This is a genomic window from Nocardia sp. NPDC056541, assembly GCF_042794235.1.
In the GTDB taxonomy this organism is placed as follows: domain Bacteria; phylum Actinomycetota; class Actinomycetes; order Mycobacteriales; family Mycobacteriaceae; genus Nocardia.
Genome location: NZ_JBHTUD010000008.1, coordinates 25,526 through 42,784, shown reverse-complemented (window position 1 = coordinate 42,784; position 17,259 = coordinate 25,526). Strand labels below are relative to the sequence as shown.

The following is a 17,259-nucleotide window of genomic DNA, read 5'->3' as shown; positions in this document are numbered from 1 at the left end:
CGAATCAGCGGCTGCGCGGTTGCTGGCGAGGGGAAGTGAGGGCGCTCGTTATCAGATCGACGTCGACTCGTCGGCGGATGCTCAGTCGGGCAACTGGGACATACTCAGCAGCGTGAGGCCGAGGGTGTCGATGCGGGCCATCACGCCACGCATGGCCGTACTGTCGGCGACCAGACCGAAGAGGGTGGTGGTTCCGGTGGGCGAATGCGAGCTGGGGCGCAACTCGGGGAAGGCCGCGAGGACACGCTCGGACAGCTCGCCCTCGATGACGAACTGATAGCGCAGCGGGCCCGACGTCGACATGGTTCCAGCGTCGCGGCCGGTCGCCGAGGGCGCCTCATCCGCTCCGGGTGAATTCGGTCGCCACCTGCGACGTCACCGGCCGAAACATTTTTAAACATGGTTATTTCAGTTTCTGGGACGCGGTGCCGCTCCGGTGGCTAATGTCGCGCTCAACATCAGCGCGAACAGGAGAACATCATGAAGATCTACCAGGCGCGGCGTGCCGGTTTCGGACTCACGGCATTCACCGCGGTGGCCGCGGCCGCCGTGCTGGCAGCACCCCAGGCATCCGCGCTCGTGCAGGGGATCGCGGTGAGCGGCAGCACGCACTACGTGGATACCGCCTACACCGTGACCGCCGATGTCACGGCCACCTCGTTCCTGTTCAAGGTGACCTTCACCGACAACGGCACCCAGATCGGCGAGCCGGTCTCGGTGGCCGACGGCAAGGCCACCATCACCTGGACGCCGAAGACCACCGGCGCGCACGAGATCAAGGCGGTGCAGGAGCTCATCAGCTCGAAGACCGTCACGATCACCGTCGCCCCGAAGCCGACCAACCCCGGCGGCGGCACGAGTACCGGGTCCGCTGATCTGGGTGGGCTGCTGTCGGGCTCGGCCGGCTAGCCCACCCGCGACGACGGCCGCCGCGAACCTCTCCCCGCGGCGGCCGTTCGCGCGTTCAGGCCTGGTCGTAGGCCTGTTGCAGAGCGGCGATGTCGAGCTTGGACATCGAGCGCAGCGCCGTGCCGACGGCGATGACGCGATCGGTCTCGCCACCCATCAACTTGGGCAGCACCGCCGGGACGACCTGCCAGGACACCCCGAAGCGGTCGGTGAGCCACCCGCACGGGCCGGGCGCGCCGCCGCCACTCGTCAACGCCTCCCAGAGCCGATCGATCTCGTCCTGGGTATCCACGATCACCTGCAGCGAGGCGGCATCACTGTGCGGGTGGCCCGGGCCGCCGTTCATCAGCGTGACGGCCTGGCCGTCGAGGTCGAGGGTGACGATGAAGGCCGAACCGTCGCCCTGGCGGGTGACCTCGACGACGCGCGAGTTCGGGACGGTCGCGGCATAGAGTTCGCCCGCCGCTTCGGCGTCGGCATCGAACCAGAGGAATGTGTTGACGGACATGATGTGCTCCTTGGGGTGAGGGGCTTGCTTCACCCACTGGTCGGAGCCGCACACCACCCTTCGACACATCCACCGAACTTATTTTCGCGGCAAGGTCTGCGCGAACCCCACTCCGCGTTCGACCCATTCCCGCAGTGCGGTGTCGTCGTCGACCGTCTCGGGGGCCACGCGCAGCCAGCCGTGCAGTTCGCGCCCGACCATCACCATCGGCGTGATCGTCGATCCGTCGAGCAGGGCATCGCCTTCGGCCGGGGCGACCCGCACCAGCAGCCCGCCCTTGCCGCTGGCGGCCACGGCCATGTTGCCGCCGATCAGAAAGGCGAGACCGCCGAACATCTTCCGCTCGTCGAGATCGGGCCGTGGGTAGACGATCTCCCGGATCCGCTCGGCGAGTTCCTCGTCGTATGCCATCGACTCAGTGTGCGCCGAGCCACCGACAAGAAGGCTCAGATGCCGAGGGCGGCGGCGAACATCGGCCAGGAATCGTGAACGTCGTCCTGCCAGTACGGCCAGGCATGGGTGCCCCCGGCGCGGAAGCGGACGTCCGCGGGGATGCCGAGCTGGGCCAGGCGTCCCGCGAGTGGGCTCGAGCAGCTGCCGACCACGGCTTCCATGGTGCCGCCGACCAGCACCCGGTCGAGCAGGACGCCGACGTTGCCCGCGATGCTCGGATCGTTGAACGCCTCGTGCGGGCCGGGGGCGCCGTTGCCCGAGGACAGGTAGATGGCGGTGCCGCGCAGGCGGTCGGCGTGCAAGGTCGGGTCGTTGGCCGCCCACGCCGGGTCGCCGGGGGCGCCCCACATGTTGGTCGCGTCGGCGCCGAACGTGGCCAGCTGGGACCGGACCAGCGTCTCGGCGAGCGGATTGCTGGTCTGCGTGCACCCGCTGAAGGCGCCGACCGCGCGATACAGGCCGGGCGCCGCGATCGCCAGGTTCAAGGCCGAGGTGGCCGACATCGACAGGCCCGCGACGCCGTTGGCGCCGGTCATGCCGAAGCGATCGTTGAGCAGCGGGGGAAGTTCTTCGGTCAGGAAGGTGGACCACTTGTTGCGACCCAGCGCACCGTCGTCGCGCTGCCAGTCGGTGTACATGCTGGCGCGGCCGCCGATCGGGACGATCACGTTCACCGGCTTGTCGGCGAAGAAGTCGACCACATCGGTGCGCCGCATCCACGGCCCGCCGCCCTCGCCACCGTCGACCGCGTTCAGTAGATACAGCGCGGGCGCACCGGACCCGGGATGCGACATCCAGAGGGTGATCGGGCGGTTCATCGCCGCGGAATACACGACCACCTCGAATTGCCGGCCGCCGAGCGGGCGAACATCGAGGATCCCCGATTCCGCCGACGCCGCGGGCGAGACGACGATTCCACAGCCGAGCAGGACGAGCAGACAGCACACAAGCCGACGCATGCGACGTAGTGTGCCGCATGACCCCGCTAATGTCCGGCATTGGGCGGTTCGTGTCCCTATTGTGCGTGTTCATCCGGAAAATGCGCGCGCAGCCCGGTGATCGAGGCGGGTCCCGCGTCGGGGACGTGCATCCGGTCCGCAATCGCGGCACGGAGCTTGCGCGGGAGTCCGGGCGCGTGCCGGGCGAGGTAGGCCGAGAGCCATTGCGGTTCGCCGACGAGGAACGGGAAATCGGTGTTCATCATCGGGCGGATCACCAGCATCGGCAGCGGCGCGTGCAGCGGGCGGTAGTCGCGATTCCACAGGCCCGCCACCGGGCAGCCGGGATAGAACTGGCCGAGCATGGCGCCCGCGCGCACGATGTCGCTCTTTCGCGTGGCGTGGGCGGCGTCGATGCGGGTGGTGTCGTCGAGGTCGGGGAAGACGGTCAGGACGGCCGGGGTGTGGTCGAGGGTGCGGTAGAGGTCGAAGGCGTCGTCGACGGCCTCGGCGATCGAGCCGGTGTCGGCCAGTTCGGCGATCCACAGGGTGTGTTGTGCGGCAGCGGGTTTGACGAACGGGCAGACGGGGCCCGGCCTGCCCTGGGCGGGATCCGGTCGCATCAGGGTGCCGGCGAACCACTCCAGCAACGGCGCCGTTCGAGGATGTTCGGCGGACCAGCGGACGGGGTCGTCGTAAACGCACCACCAAGTAGCGGTGGTACGCCTGCCGGTCGTCGAGCGCAGGGTGGTCATGGTGTGGCTGTCGCGGTTTCGGCCGCACGCAGGTGGCGGTCGAGGATCGGGCCGATGTGGGCGACGACGTCGGCGTTGGTGAGCTGGGCGTGGGTGGTGTCGACCGGATGTTCGATGAGACGACCCGTGACGAAAGGACGCCACATCTGGGCGTCGAGGAAGGCGGTCATGCCCTGGGTGGCACAGAAGTAGAGGAGGTCGCCGTCGAACCGGTCGGGGCGGTAGCCGTGTGAGAGACGAACACCGTCGGCGTAGGCCTCGTGCAGTCGGGTCAGCTGGGCAGCGGCGAGTCCGGACCCGAGAGATGCTCCGGCGGCGGCCAATTCGGCGGCGGCTTGCTCCGCCGAGAGGTCGGGAAGGGCGTCTGCGTCGTCGGGTTCGTCGCCGAGCAGGTGGGTGAGGAGGTCGCGCATGCGGGGGCGCGGGGGTGGGTCGGCGTGATCGGGGATGACGACACTGTCGAGCATGGCGAGGGTGGCCACGTCACGACCTCCGGCGCGCAGCCGGACGGCGGTGGCGTGGGCGAGTTGGCCGCCGAGGGACCAGCCGAGGAGGTGGAGGGGGCCGTCGGGTTGCAGGCGGGTGATCTCGGTGACGTAGGTCCTCGCGAGGAAGTCGACGGTCAGGGCGTCGGGTCGCGCGGTCACGTGCGCACCTGATGCGGCCTGGCCCGACCGTGTTCCCGACAAGGTCGGTGCCTGCAATCCGTACACAGGACGGTCCGTGATGTGGCGTGCCAGGCCGGTGTAGCACCAGGCGAGCGGGACGGCGGAGTGGACACAGAACAGCGGCGGACGGGTTCCACCGGTGCGCATGGGCAGCACGGTGGCGAGGGCGTCGGCGCCCGGGTCGGCGTCGGCGCGGTAGGTCTCGATGCGGTGGGCGAGGGCGGCGACGGTCGGTGCGGTGTAGAGCCAGCGGACCGTGATCGGGGTGTCCGTCGACTGGGCCAGCTGCGCCGAAACACTCACGCCGGTCAGCGAATTGCCGCCGATCGCGAAGAAGTCGTCGTCGGCGCCGACCGTGTCGAGATGGCAGGCGGTGGCGAAAGTGGTGGCGATCAGGTGTTGAAGCGGGGTTTGTGGCGATCGGTAAGGAGTGGAGGACGGCGTGGGAAGTGCCGCGCGGTCGAGTTTGCCGTTGGCTGTCAGTGGGAGGCGGTCGAGGGTGACCAACGCGGCGGGGACCATAGCCGCGGGCAGAACCGTGCGTAAACGAGCGAGGGTTGCGGTGACATCGAATGTGATATCCGAGGAGAACACATGTTCCGGCCCACGGCGGGCCAGGGCCGGGGCACTGTCGAAGGTGGCGTCCGGCGCCGACGGATCGGCCGAGCCGCAGATTGGGACCGAGGCACCGTCGGCTGCGGTGCCCGACGCGGAGAGATCGGCCGAGCCACGGACCGGGACGGAGGTACTGTCGGCTGCGGTGTTCGGCGCGAAGGGGTGCTGCGGACCGGCGCGGACGGACGCTCGGGTCGGGACGACGTAGCCGATGAGACGGGCGGCGGGGGTGCCCGCGTCGGCGATGTCGACTGCGGCGTGGGCGATGGCAGGGTCGGTGAGCAGGGCTGCTTCGACTTCGGCCGGTTCGATGCGGCGGCCGCGGACGGCCAGCTGGGAATCGATGCGGCCGAGGAACTCGTAGCCGCCGCCGGGGCGTGGTCCGACGAGATCGCCGGTGCGGTAGACACGTTCGCCGCCGCCTCTGGGATCTGCCACGAAACGGGCCGCGGTGGTCGCGGGATCGCCGAGGTAGCCCTGCGCTACGCACGGTCCACCGAGGTACAGCTCGGCCCGCGCACCGGCGGGGACAGCTCGCAGGCGTGGATCCAGGAGCAGCGCGACCACTGTCGGTAGCGGTGCGCCGATCGTCACGGGCTCCCCCGCTACCAGGGGCGCCGATTGGGTGGCCATCACCGTGGCCTCGGTGGGGCCGTAGCCGTTGTGCAAGCGGACTCGGGATGCCCAGGTGGCGACCAATTCCGGCGGGCAGGCCTCGCCGCCGACGACCACCACCGCCAGACTCGGCACGTCGGCGGGGCGCAGTGTCGCCAGCACGGCGGGCGTGGTGAGCAGATGTGTGACGCGATGCTGGGCGATCAGCCCGGTCAGCTCCGCGCCCGCGACCACCGTGGGCGGTTCGATCACCAGACGCGCGCCCGCGGCGAACGCGGCGAGGAGTTCGAGCAGGTGCGCGTCGAAGGCGGGTGAATGCGCGTGCAGCACTACCGAATCCGGCGTGGTGCGGTAGCGGTCGAGCAGGTGGCCGGTCAAGGGAGCGAGGCCGCGATGCGTCACCGCCACGCCTTTGGGCGCCCCGGTTGTCCCCGAAGTATGGATCAGGTAGGCGAGGTGCGCGCAGGTCAGCCGGTCGCGACGATCCGCGTCGGTGACCGGGTCCGATCGCTGATCGGCCACGTGGGCCAGGGTTTCCGCGTCATCGAGCAGCAGCCAGGTGACCCCGGCGGAATCGCCGGATCGCCCGGGGCGAGCAGCCCGTGTCGTCAACCCGAGCACCGCACCGGATCCGGCGATGATCCGGGCAACCCGCTCACCCGGATCTCCCACATCGATCGGTGTCAGGCAGGCACCGGCCGCCGCGATCGCGCGCACTGCCAGCACCGACTCGAGCGACCTCGGAATCGCGGTCAGTACCGGACTCCCCGGCGTGGCCCCGTACGCGATGAGTACCCTGGCCCACCGCGCCGCCGACTCGCCGAGCTCCCGATAGGTCATCGACCGGCCACCGTCCACCACCGCGACGGCGCCTGCCTCCTCGAATCCGCCGAACAGTTCCGGCAACGTCGAAGTCGTTGCCGCGCAGACGGCCCGGTGCGAGAGGATCGGGACCGATTCCGCGGCAGGCCGGAGCAGCGGTCGTTGCGCGAGGTCACCCGCGTCATCGCTGTCCCCTGGTTTCACGCCTGCGTCCTCGGCGGGGGATCGCGCAGGGCGCGGGGTGGTGAATTCGGTAGTCAGGTCGCGGATCTGCCGGGCGGGTTCGGCGGCCAGGAAGGTGGCGAACCAGTCGAGGAACAGGCGGTGGTACCAGGCCAGGGTGGCGGCGTCGTAGCGGGCCGGGTTGGCTTGGAAGTCGATCGTCGCGGTGGTGTCGTCGGGACCGAGTTGATAGCCGTTGACGAGGAGGTCTTCGACGGGGCCGAGGCTCAGCAGGTGGGCCCGGCCGTCAGCCGCACCGAGGGTCAGCGGAGCGGTGAAACCGAGGAGATTGATCACGGGGCCGAATCCACCTCGGGCCAAGTGGGTTTCGCCACGGTCGCGTTGAATGTCCTCATAGCGGTAGCACTGGTGACGCAGGGCGCCGATCACCCGCAGGCGCACCTGATCGATCAGTTCTTCGACTGTCGCCGTACCGAGGTCGCGCAGCCGCAAGGGCACGACATTGGAGACCGACCCGGCCGAGCGTCGCAGGGCAGCGGTGGGCCGAGCGGCCACGGGCAGTGAGAGGACGATCTGATCGGAGCCCGACATTCTGGCGAGGAACGCGGCGAAGGCAGCGGCGGTCAGCTCCGGAAAGCTGGCCGCGTAACGCCGGCGCGCGACGGCCAGCAGATTCGCGGTGCGCTCGTCGAGGCAGGCCGACACCCGGTGCGGACAGGCCGACGCGGGCGCGGCGACACCGGCCATCCCGATCGGATCCGGCAGCCCCGCAGTCTCTTTCGCCCAGAACGCCCGATCCGCCACCGCGCGAGAGGAATGCCGATAGACCCGGTCCGCCTCGACCAGGTCCTCGATCGACAACACCTCGGTCCGGTCGAGATCTCTTTCCCACGAATAGTTTTCGGCAGCCAGCCGGAGCAGCGCCGCCGCACCGACACCATCGAGCACCAGATGATGACTGCGCAGGTAGAGAAAACACCGCTCGGGTCCCACCCGGTACAACGTCGCGACAGTGATCGCGTCCGTGCACAGATCCAGCCGAGCCCGCCGATCCGCCTCCATCCGCGACAGCGCTTCGACCACCGCCGCACCATGATCCACACCGCCACCCGGCGGCCCCTTCGCAGCAGCGGTGAGATCGACCTCGGCGAGTTCGCCGAAGACGGCCGGGTCGAGGAGTTGGTGCGGTGTGCCGTCGACGAGGCGTATGCGCACATGCGGTGACTCCAGCCGCACCGCCGCCGAGCGGATCGCGGTGCGCAGGCGCGCGATGTCCAGTGGCCCACGCAGATCCAGATACAGGGCGATCGTGGCGGGCACACCGGGTGCGAGCTGATGAGCTACCCACCAGCGTAATTGCCCGGGAGACAGGGGAATCGGCACAGCTTCTGCCGCCATCACGGCATCTACCGCGCCGATACCATCCTCGCCTTGCCGCACCGGGCCTCCCGGGATTCGGAGCAACCGTTGACTGGTTCCCCCGGCAAACCTACGGCATCTACCCCGCGTCGGGCACGGATAGCCGTGCGGCCGCGTCGGCGGCGACCACCTCGGCGAGCACCTCGTCCAGCTTCGACGCGGTGGTGCCGAAGGTGGTCCGCAGCGCCGAATCGTCGACGACGAACTCGCGATGGGACATGTGTTTCGTCTCGAACAGTTCGGTCCAGAACGGGTCCTGCTGAGCGAATTCGGTGATCTCCGCGTCGGTGAGCACCGCGAGTTCGGGTGTCGCGACGCCGGCCAGCTCGGCGAGCCGGTTCGCGATCTCGCGCACGGTCGTGGTGATCACCGGGGCGTGCCAGGCCCTCCCCCACGATCGGTCGTCACGCGCGACCGCCACCAGCGCGGCCGCGGCATCACCGATCGCGGTGTAGGAGTGCGGGAGGTCGAGTTCCTGCGGGACCTTGGCCGGGGTTTTCGCCAGAACCGCGGCCTGGACGAACAGGGTGAAGACCGAGACAGCGGCCGCGCCGAGGAATTGGCCCGCGCGCACTTCGGTGACGCGCAGCCGGCCTGCCTCGTGCGCGGCGAGCGCATCGGCCCACATCCTGGCCCTGACCGCGCCCTTACTGCCGGTCGCGGCGAGCGGAGTGTGCTCGGACACCACACCGTCGACCGGACCGTAGCCGTACAGGTTCCCCAGCATGACCAGGTCGGCGCCGACGGTTTCGGTGGCCGACAGGATCGAGCCGAACAGTGGCGGAACCGTTTCCGGCCAGGTGTGATACGCGGGCATCGCCATGTTGAAGACGGTGCTCGCACCGGTCGCGATCTCGATCAGAGCGGTGGTATCGAGCGCGTCGAGGGCGATCAATTCCACGTCGGGATGGGTGGGGCCGAGCCCGGTCCGGCTCACCATCCGTACGCGATCCCCGGCGTCGACCAGCGACAGCGCGGTGGCGGTGGCGGTGCCGCCATGGCCGATCACAACATGAGTGGACATGTGAATTCCCTTTCACGACAACATATTTCGATGCGAGCGACGCGGTCGTGCCCGCGCCTTCCACGATGCCGCTCGCGAGACGGCTAAACTAGTGGCCGCACTGCCAGCTATCCCAAGGATCAGGCCATGAAGACCATTGCCGTGGTTGCTGTCCCACCGGTGAAGTCCTTCGATCTGTCGATGCCCGAAACGCTGATGGGCTCGATCACGGTCGACGGCGAGCCCGGCTATCGCGTGGTTGTGTGCACCGCCGTGCCGGGGGCGCTGCCCTCGATGTCGCCCGGTGGGTTCGACGTCGTGATCCGGCACGGGCTCGAGGTACTCGACACCGCCGACGCGGTGATCGTGCCGAGCACCGGCAGCCGCGCCGACGCGGATCCGGTGACGCTGAAGGCGCTGCGCGCGGCCGTCGACCGCGGCATCCTGGTCACCTCGATCTGCAGCGGCGCGTTCGTGCTCGCCCAAGCCGGACTGCTCGACGGGCGCACCGCGACCACGCACTGGGCACTGGCCGAGGAGCTGGCCCGCGACCATCCGCTCGTCCAGGTGCGCAGCGACGCACTGTTCATCGAGGACGGACCGGTGACCACCGCGGCAGGCGCGGCAGCCGGAATCGACCTGTGCCTGCACCTGATTCGCGCCGACTACGGCGCCACCGTGGCGAACGCCGCCGCGCGGGCCGCGGTGGTGACGCCCGTGCGGCCCGGCGGACAGGCCCAGTTCGTCGACACACCACTACCCGCCGACGACGACCTGTCCCTCTCCGCCACCCGGACGTGGGCGCTACAACGCCTCGACACCCCTGTGTCCCTGCGCGAGCTGGCCGAACACGCGCGAATCAGCGTGCGCACCCTGAGCCGCCGATTCCACGAGGAGACCGGCCTCAGCCCGCAGAAATGGCTGCTGAGTCAGCGCATCCACCGCGCCAGGGAACTACTGGAATCGACGACCTTGCCGATCGAACAGGTCGCGCGGCACAGCGGCATCGGCTCGGCGGAGTCGTTGCGCCAGCACATGGTTCGCCAGGTCGGCGTCTCCCCGAGTACCTACCGCGCGAATTTCAGTACGGCGCGATAGGCGGATAGCCGGGGTAGGGCTGGTAGCCCTGCGGCGCCGGAGCCGCGAAGAAGGGCGAGGACGTCCGGTTCCACAGCAGGATCACCGCGGCGAGCCCGATCGCCAGGGTGACCGTGCTGAACACCAGCGCGATCCCCGCCGTCGAGGTGACGAACGCCGTCACCGTGCCTGCGGCATAGAGCAGCGCGTTGATCCCGAACAAGACCGCCCCCGTGATCCGGCCCCAGTTCTTTCCGGCCCGGCAGACGAACGCCATCCACACCCACAGCCCCACCGTCACCAGTGAACTCAGGAGGGCCCCGCCGACGCTCGCGTACACCAGAAGATCGAGGTCGTCGCCCCGCAACACCCCACCCGAAGCGTCGAGCGCGGCACTGCGTGTCTCGTCGAGCATGGTGAGCGAGTAGGCCATGCCGAGCAGCGTGACCACAGCCCCCGCCAGCATCACGTAGAACGCGATCTGCACACTCTGCGGAACAACCCGAGGCCCGGCGTCCACCGGCGCACTACCCGGCCCGGGATACGGGGCACCCGGCCCATAGGGCGGTGGCGGCGTGTAGGGCGGTGGCGATCCCACCGCACCCGGCACCGGGCCGTACGTCGGCGGCTGCGGAACGGCCTGGCTCGGCGGTGGCGGATAGGTGCCGGGAACCGGTGGATTCACGGGCCCACGTGCCGCCGACTCGTCCGGATACGCCGTCAGCCCGTCATCCTGCGATGAATAGCCCTGACCTGCGGACGAATCTGACATCGAGCGGTGCCCCCTTGTTGTGAAGTCGGCCCAACTCTAGTCGCAGCCGGCCGCACCGGCTGCCTGTGCGATCGGCGTCAGCGAACGCCGACCAGTTCCCTGGCCGCGCTCCGGTACCGATCGACGATCAACCGGACAACCCCCGGATGCACACCGATCGGCTCGGCCACCCCATCGGCACCGGCCTCGTGCAACCGCTGATGAAACAGCCCGTGCGCCAGCAGATACGACGCGATGAACACCCGTTGCGCACCCGATTCGCGCAGCGCGGCAACGACTTCGGGCACACGCGGCGTCCCGGTCGCCACGTACGCGATCTTCACCGGCGCGTCCAGCTGCTCGGCCAGCATGCCCGCAGCCCGCCGAACATCCTGGCGCGCACGCGAATCCGAAGAACCCGCGGCCGCGAACACCACCGCGTCACCGGGCTTCCACCCGGCCGCGCGCAACCGCACCGCCATGATCCGGGTCAGCGCCGGATCCGGTCCCATCGCCTCGGTCACGGCCACCGCGCAGTGCCCACTCTCGGCAACCTCACGCGGAACGTCCTGGTACACGTGATAGCCGGAAGCGAGGAACGCCGGAACAACGACAGCGGGCCCATCGAGATCCCGCAGCACCTCCGACGGCGACGGACCGAGCACGTCGACGAATGCTGTCCGCAGCGCGGTATTCGGCGCCGAGACGCCGAGTTCGGCGGCGACCGCGTCGGCCAGCGCCGCGATCATCTCCACCCCGCGCGCACTGCGAGTGCCGTGCGCGACCAGCACCAGAGCCGGATCACCCGGCTGCCCGGCGCTCACCACACTCCGATCGCTTGAGCCGGCCGGGGCGAGCGGGCGGGCGTTCCGATCCCCGCGGCGTGCGGTGCCTGAACAGCCGCGCGCACGGGCGGCGTATCGGAGCAGTCGGCCGCGTCCAGCGCCAGCCGGTACCCGCGCTTCACCACGGTCTGAATCGCCTTGGGAGTGCCCAAGCCGGCCCGCAATCGCGCGATCGCGGTCTCCACCGCATGGGTGTCGTCACCGCCACCCGGCAACGCGGCCAGCAGGTCTTCGCGCGACACGACCCGACCGGGCTGGCGAGCCAGCGATCGCATCAACGCCATCGGGGCGGGCGCCAGCTGGCGCACCTCACCGTCGACGACAACACATCCACCACGCACGCTGATCAGATGACCGGCGGCGTAGATGCGGCTGGCGCGACGCGGAAGTTCTTCTGCCACATGGCGAGCCAGCGCACCCAGCCGGGCGCGACCGGGCATCGTCGTCGGCACGCCGAGTTCTTCCAGCGGGGCCGCGGTGATCGGCCCGACACAGGCGGCGAGCACCCGGCCGCGGAACGCGTGCAGCACCGACTCCAGGAGTCCGGTTTCCTTGGCGCGCATCAACAGTGACGCCACGGCGGGCGCACTGGTGAAGGTGACGCAGTCCAGGCTGCCGGAGATGATCGATTCGATCATGTTGTCCATCGGCCCACGATCGGCCGGCGGCTCCCAGCGGTACACCGGGACCGGGACCACGTCGGCGCCCGCGCAGCGCAGCACCTCGCAGAAGTCGGGAACCGGCTCCCATTCGGTGGTCGCGCCGTGCAGCTGCACCGCGATGCGGACGCCTTCGACGCCCTCGGCGAGCAGATGGTCGAGCACCTCGGCCGAGGACTCCGAGGCAGGCGACCACTCCTCACGCAGCTCGGCAGCGCGGATCGCGCCCTTGGCCTTGGGGCCGCGGGCCAGCATCCGGGTGGACGCGAGGGTGTCGCGCAGGACCTCGGCCAGGCCCCAGCCCTCCGCCGCTTCCATCCAGCCGCGGAAACCGATGCCGGTGGTGGCGACGGTGATCTGCGGCGGATCGGCGATCAGCAGTTCGGTGACCCGTTCGAGCTCGGTGTCATCGGCCAGCGGGATGATGCGAATGGCGGGGGCGGACACCACGCTCGCGCCCTTGCGGGTGAGCAGAGTGCTGAATTCCTCGGCGCGGCGAGCCGCGGTGACGCCGATGGTGAAGCCGGCAAGGCACGGGCCACTGTCGGTGGGAGAGGTCATGGGGTCTGCACCGGCTCGTTGGAGACCGCGACGACGCCGCCGTCGAGTTGGACGGCGTACACCGGCAGGGACTGGGACTCGTCGTCGAGACAACGGCCGTCGATCAGCGAGAAGGCCTGCTTGAGCAGCGGCGACGCGACGACAGGAACACCGCCGCGATCACCGATGATGCCGCGCGACATCACCGCGGCCCGGCCGAACGGATCGATGTTGCCGACGGCGGCGAGCGTGCCGTCGGTGAGTAGGAACAGAGCCGCCTGACGGCCGCCCTTCAACAGGACAGCCACGCCGCGCCCCGGGATCAGGAAATCGAGCCGGCAAGCCTGGGTCCAGGTCACGGTCTCAGTGGTGATGGTGGGTGTGTCGATAACGGTCATCGGTTCCTCCTCCGAACGCCTTACCTATTGGTACAGGCGCCCTGTTTCCGCAGCGTTAAGGGCTTATTTCCCGGCCGGTGCTGTGTCCGAAGCAACACCGACGGGCATGCCGGGAAGACCGAGGAGCACTGGTACCTTGCGTTCGCCGCTGTCGTCGAACGAAATCGTCGGATCGGCTTCGTCAGGGGCATTGACGAAGGAGACGAAGCGCGAAAGCTTGTTCTCGTCCTCGAGCACGGCCGCCCACTCGTCCTTGTAGCCCTCGACGTGCTTGGCCATGGCGGCCTCGAGGTCACCGGCGATGCCGAGGCTGTCGTCACAGACGACGGCCTTGAGGTAGTCGAAGCCACCCTCGAGGGCCTCCTGCCACGGCGCGGTGCGCTGCAGGCGGTCGGCGGTGCGGATGTAGAACATCAGGTAGCGGTCGATGTAGCTGATCAGGGTCTCGTCGTCGAGGTCACCGGCCAGCAGCACCGCGTGCTTGGGGGTCAGACCGCCGTTGCCGCCGACGTAGAGGTTCCAGCCGTGCTCGGTGGCGATCACGCCGACGTCCTTGCCACGGGCCTCGGCGCACTCACGCGCGCAACCCGACACGGCCAGCTTGATCTTGTGCGGCGAACGAAGGCCGCGGTAGCGCTTCTCCAGCAGCACGGCCATGCCGACCGAGTCCTGCTGGCCGTAGCGGCACCAGGTGGAACCGACGCAGCTCTTCACGGTGCGCAGCGACTTGCCGTAGGCGTGGCCGGACTCCATGCCGACGTCGACCAGGCGCTTCCAGATCAGCGGCAGCTGCTCCACGCGGGCGCCGAACAGGTCGATGCGCTGACCACCGGTGACCTTGACGTAGAGGCCGAACTCCTTGGCCACCTCGCCGATCACGATCAGCTGGTCGGCGGTGACCTCGCCACCGGGCATCCGCGGGACGACCGAGTAGGTGCCGTTCTTCTGCAGGTTGGCCAGGAAGTGGTCGTTGGTGTCCTGCAGCGCGGCCTGCTCGCCCTCGAGGATGTGCTCGCTCGAGGTCGAGGCCAGGATCGAGGCGACGGTCGGCTTGCAGATATCGCAGCCCGAGCCCTTGCCGTGCTTGGCGATCAGCTCGGAGAAGGTGCGGATGCCGGTGACGGCGACCACGTCGTAGAGCTCGGCCCGCGACTGGGTGAAGTGCTCACACAGCGACTTCGACAGCGCCACGCCGGACTGCTCGAGCAGCTTCTTGATCATCGGCACACAGCCACCGCAGGAGGTACCCGCGTTGGTGCAGCTCTTGACGGCCGGGATGTCGCAGGCGCCCTCGGCGATCGCGCCGCAGATGGCGCCCTTGCTGACGTTGTTGCAGGAGCAGATCTGGGCGTCGTCGGGCAGTGCGTCGGCACCGAGTTCGGCGCCGGCCGGGGAGATCAGCGCGGCGGCGTCGGCGGGCAGCGGGCGCCCGACCAGCGGGCGCAGGGCCGCGTACTGGCTGGCGTCACCGACCAGGATGCCGCCGAGCAGGGTCTGCGCGTCGTCGGAGACGACCAGCTTGGCGTAGGTGCCCTTGGCCGCGTCGTGCAGCACGACCTCGAGGGCGCCCTCGGTGGTGCCGTGCGCGTCACCGAAGGACGCCACGTCGACGCCCATCAGCTTCAACTTGGTGGACATGTCGGCGCCGGGGAACTCGCCCGCCCCGCCCAGCAGGCGGTCGGCGACGATCTCGGCGGTGGTGTAACCGGGGGCGACGAGGCCGTAGCAGACGCCCTCGATCGCGGCGCACTCACCGATCGCGTAGACGCTCGGGTCGGAGGTCTGCAGGGTGAGGTCGGTGAGGATGCCGCCGCGGGCGCCGATCTCGAGGCCGGAGGCCTTGGCGAGGGCGTCCTGCGGGCGGACACCGGCGGAGAACACCACCAGCGAGGCCTTGATCTCGGCATCGTCGGACAGGTGCACGGTGACGTTGTCCGCGCCCTCCTCCTCGATCGAGACGATCTTGGCGGTGCCGACACCCGTGTGCACGTTGAGGCCGATATCGGTGACGAGCTTCTCCAGAATCGCGCCACCACCGGCGTCGACCTGGGCGGGCATCAGGCGGCCGTTGTATTCGATGACGTGCGGGGTCATGCCGAGCAGGCGCAGCGCGTTGGCCGCTTCCAGGCCGAGCAGACCGCCGCCGACGACCACACCGTGCGCGCCGGGACCGGCCGCTTCGGCGGCGGCGCGGATGCCGTCGAGGTCGTCGATGGTGCGGTAGACGAAGCACTCGGGCAGGTCGTGGCCGGGGACCGGCGGCACGAACGGGTAGGAACCGGTCGCCATGACCAGGGCGTCGTAGGAAATGACGTCGCCGCTGGTGCTGGTGACGGTCTTGGCTTCGAGGTCGATAGCCTCGCCGCGCTGGCCCAGTCGCAGGTCGACCAGGTCGTCGCCGTCGTACATGTTGCCGGGCAGGGCCAGGTCGTCGGCGTTCCAGTTGCCGACGTAGTAGGACAGGCCGACGCGGTCGTACGCGGGCAGCTTCTCCTCCGACAGGATGATGACCTGCCACTGGCCTGCCTCGTCGCGCGAACGAAGGGCTTCGACGAAACGGTGTCCGACCATGCCGTGGCCGACCACGACCGCTGTTTTACGAGTGCTGTTCATGAGAGTGACCTCCTTGGTAGTGGTCGGTTGTCAGCGAGCCGACGAATTGGCCGACGAAGCGTTGGTTTCGGCCTCGAGGACCATGTGCTCGGCCTCGACCACCACTGCGGAGTCGGAGGTGAGACGGGGACGGCGCAGGAAGACCGTCCAGGTAACGGCGGCGCAGACCACGTAGAAGGCGAGGAACACCCAGAACGCGGTGGTGGCCGAAGCGGTGCTGGCGTAGGAGCTGCGCAGCACCATGTTGATGCCGACGCCGCCGAGGGCGCCGATGGCGCCGACGAAGCCGATCAGGGCGCCGGAGGTGTTCTGCGACCAGGCCGCCTGCTCGACCCGCGAGACCGGCAGGCTCTTGGACTTGGCCTCGAACACCGACGGGATGATCTTGGTGACGGCTCCGTTGCCGAAACCGGACAGGACGAACAGGGCGATGAAGCCCGCGACCAGCAGGGTCATGGTGGCACCGGTGGCAACGCCCTTGTTGCCGTCGGCCATCGTCGAGGCGGTGATCACGAGCAGCGCCGCGAGCATCATGGCGCTGAAGGTGGCGATGGTGACCTTGCTGCCACCGATCCGGTCGGCCATCTTGCCGCCGTAGGGGCGGGCCAGCGAACCGAGCAGCGGGCCGATGAAGGCGATCGACGCGGCGTGGATGGCGGCCTGAGCGGCGGTGTCGCCACCGGCCTTGAAGCTGATCTGCAGGATCTGGGCGAAGGCGAAGCTGTAACCGATGAACGAACCGAACGTGCCGATGTAGAGGAAGGCGATCGCCCAGGACTGCGGCACCCGCAGGGCCTTGACCATGTAGGACAGGTCGGCCTTCTGGTTGGTCAGGTTGTCCATGTAGAACGCGGCGCCCACGGCGGTGACACCGACCAGGACGAGGTAGACGGCACAGATCACCGTGGCGTAGTCGCCGCCGAGGGTGACCAGCACCAGCAGGCCGAGCAGCTGGATCACCGGGACGCCGATGTTGCCGCCACCGGCGTTCATGCCCAGTGCCCAGCCCTTGAGGCGCTGCGGGTAGAAGGCGTTGATGTTGGTCATCGACGACGCGAAGTTGCCGCCACCGAAGCCGGCGAACGCGGCCACGATCAGGAACGTGGTGTACGACGTGCCGGGCTGGTTGACGAAGTACGCGGTCAGCGCCAGCGGGACGAGCAGCATGAACGCGGAGAAGATTGTCCAGTTGCGGCCGCCGAAGCGGGCGGTGGCGACGGTGTAGGGGATGCGAAGGAACGCGCCGACCAGGGTGGGCATGGCGACGAGGAAGAACTTGCCCGCCGCGTCGATGCCGTACTTGTCGGTGGGCATGAACAGCACCATCACCGACCAGATCGACCACACCGAGAATCCGATGTGCTCGGCGATCACAGACCAGATCAGGTTGCGCTTGGCGACATCCTTGCCACCGGCTTCCCAGGCCGCGACGTCCTCGGCATCCCAGTCGTCGATGTCGTGGTTCCGCTTCAGCGTGCTCAAGATTGG

General features: G+C 69.1%; 15 protein-coding genes. 2 read left to right on the top strand and 13 right to left on the bottom strand.

The genetic code is table 11. From position 1 onward, the window contains the following. Window positions 1-81 precede the first annotated feature (81 nt). Window positions 82-303 (bottom strand): hypothetical protein, encoded by a 222-nt coding sequence (locus ACFQ9R_RS15615; RefSeq protein ID WP_378632772.1) that lies wholly within the window; start codon window positions 301-303, stop codon window positions 82-84. Between the two features lie 177 nt (window positions 304-480). Between ACFQ9R_RS15615 and ACFQ9R_RS15610 the strand changes: the two genes are divergently transcribed. After that, window positions 481-909, top strand: coding sequence for a hypothetical protein (locus ACFQ9R_RS15610; protein ID WP_378632770.1), 429 nt, complete (start codon window positions 481-483; stop codon window positions 907-909). A 55-nt stretch (window positions 910-964) separates the two neighbouring features. Here ACFQ9R_RS15610 and ACFQ9R_RS15605 read toward each other — a convergent pair whose 3' ends face one another. From ACFQ9R_RS15605 to ACFQ9R_RS15580, 6 genes are all read right to left on the bottom strand, one after another. Next, a complete protein-coding gene (locus ACFQ9R_RS15605) occupies window positions 965-1,417 on the bottom strand; it encodes a VOC family protein (RefSeq protein WP_378632767.1) in 453 nt (150 codons plus the stop codon). A gap of 78 nt (window positions 1,418-1,495) precedes the next feature. Then, on the bottom strand, window positions 1,496-1,828 hold the full coding sequence (locus ACFQ9R_RS15600; RefSeq protein ID WP_378991294.1) for a TfoX/Sxy family protein: 333 nt from the start codon (window positions 1,826-1,828) through the stop codon (window positions 1,496-1,498). A 35-nt stretch (window positions 1,829-1,863) separates the two neighbouring features. Continuing rightward, window positions 1,864-2,829 carry an alpha/beta hydrolase gene (locus ACFQ9R_RS15595; RefSeq protein ID WP_378991292.1) on the bottom strand — a complete coding sequence of 322 codons (966 nt, stop codon included), beginning with the start codon at window positions 2,827-2,829 and terminating at the stop codon, window positions 1,864-1,866. Between the two features lie 56 nt (window positions 2,830-2,885). Then, on the bottom strand, window positions 2,886-3,563 hold the full coding sequence (locus ACFQ9R_RS15590; RefSeq protein ID WP_378991291.1) for a DUF6875 domain-containing protein: 678 nt from the start codon (window positions 3,561-3,563) through the stop codon (window positions 2,886-2,888). Continuing rightward, window positions 3,560-7,864: an amino acid adenylation domain-containing protein gene (locus ACFQ9R_RS15585; protein WP_378991290.1), complete on the bottom strand. Its 4,305-nt coding sequence runs from the start codon at window positions 7,862-7,864 to the stop codon at window positions 3,560-3,562. The genes ACFQ9R_RS15590 and ACFQ9R_RS15585 overlap by 4 nt, the downstream gene beginning before the upstream one ends. 100 nt (window positions 7,865-7,964) lie before the next feature. Next, the gene (locus ACFQ9R_RS15580; protein ID WP_378991288.1) at window positions 7,965-8,909 is read right to left on the bottom strand and encodes an NAD-dependent epimerase; all 945 of its coding nucleotides are present in this window, start codon (window positions 8,907-8,909) and stop codon (window positions 7,965-7,967) included. Between the two features lie 126 nt (window positions 8,910-9,035). Here ACFQ9R_RS15580 and ACFQ9R_RS15575 point away from each other — a divergent pair, with 126 nt between their 5' ends. Next, window positions 9,036-9,986: a GlxA family transcriptional regulator gene (locus ACFQ9R_RS15575; RefSeq protein ID WP_378991286.1), complete on the top strand. Its 951-nt coding sequence runs from the start codon at window positions 9,036-9,038 to the stop codon at window positions 9,984-9,986. On the opposite strand, the gene ACFQ9R_RS15570 is transcribed toward ACFQ9R_RS15575, so the two are convergent. From ACFQ9R_RS15570 to ACFQ9R_RS15545, 6 genes are all read right to left on the bottom strand, one after another. After that, complete coding sequence (locus ACFQ9R_RS15570; protein WP_378991285.1) at window positions 9,970-10,737, bottom strand: hypothetical protein; 768 nt, start codon at window positions 10,735-10,737, stop codon at window positions 9,970-9,972. The two genes, ACFQ9R_RS15575 and ACFQ9R_RS15570, sit on opposite strands and share 17 nt — an antisense overlap. Before the next feature lie 77 nt (window positions 10,738-10,814). Continuing rightward, complete coding sequence (locus ACFQ9R_RS15565) at window positions 10,815-11,543, bottom strand: sirohydrochlorin chelatase (RefSeq protein ID WP_378991283.1); 729 nt, start codon at window positions 11,541-11,543, stop codon at window positions 10,815-10,817. Next, on the bottom strand, window positions 11,537-12,781 hold the full coding sequence (locus tag ACFQ9R_RS15560) for a uroporphyrinogen-III synthase (protein ID WP_378991282.1): 1,245 nt from the start codon (window positions 12,779-12,781) through the stop codon (window positions 11,537-11,539). The genes ACFQ9R_RS15565 and ACFQ9R_RS15560 overlap by 7 nt, the downstream gene beginning before the upstream one ends. After that, window positions 12,778-13,158, bottom strand: a complete 381-nt coding sequence (nirD, locus tag ACFQ9R_RS15555) for a nitrite reductase small subunit NirD (RefSeq protein WP_101466100.1) — start codon at window positions 13,156-13,158, stop codon at window positions 12,778-12,780. The genes ACFQ9R_RS15560 and nirD overlap by 4 nt, the downstream gene beginning before the upstream one ends. 63 nt (window positions 13,159-13,221) lie before the next feature. Then, window positions 13,222-15,771, bottom strand: coding sequence for a nitrite reductase large subunit NirB (gene nirB, locus ACFQ9R_RS15550; protein ID WP_378991280.1), 2,550 nt, complete (start codon window positions 15,769-15,771; stop codon window positions 13,222-13,224). Window positions 15,772-15,801: 30 nt separating this feature from the next. Further along, window positions 15,802-17,256, bottom strand: coding sequence for a nitrate/nitrite transporter (locus ACFQ9R_RS15545; protein ID WP_378991619.1), 1,455 nt, complete (start codon window positions 17,254-17,256; stop codon window positions 15,802-15,804). Window positions 17,257-17,259 lie beyond the last annotated feature (3 nt).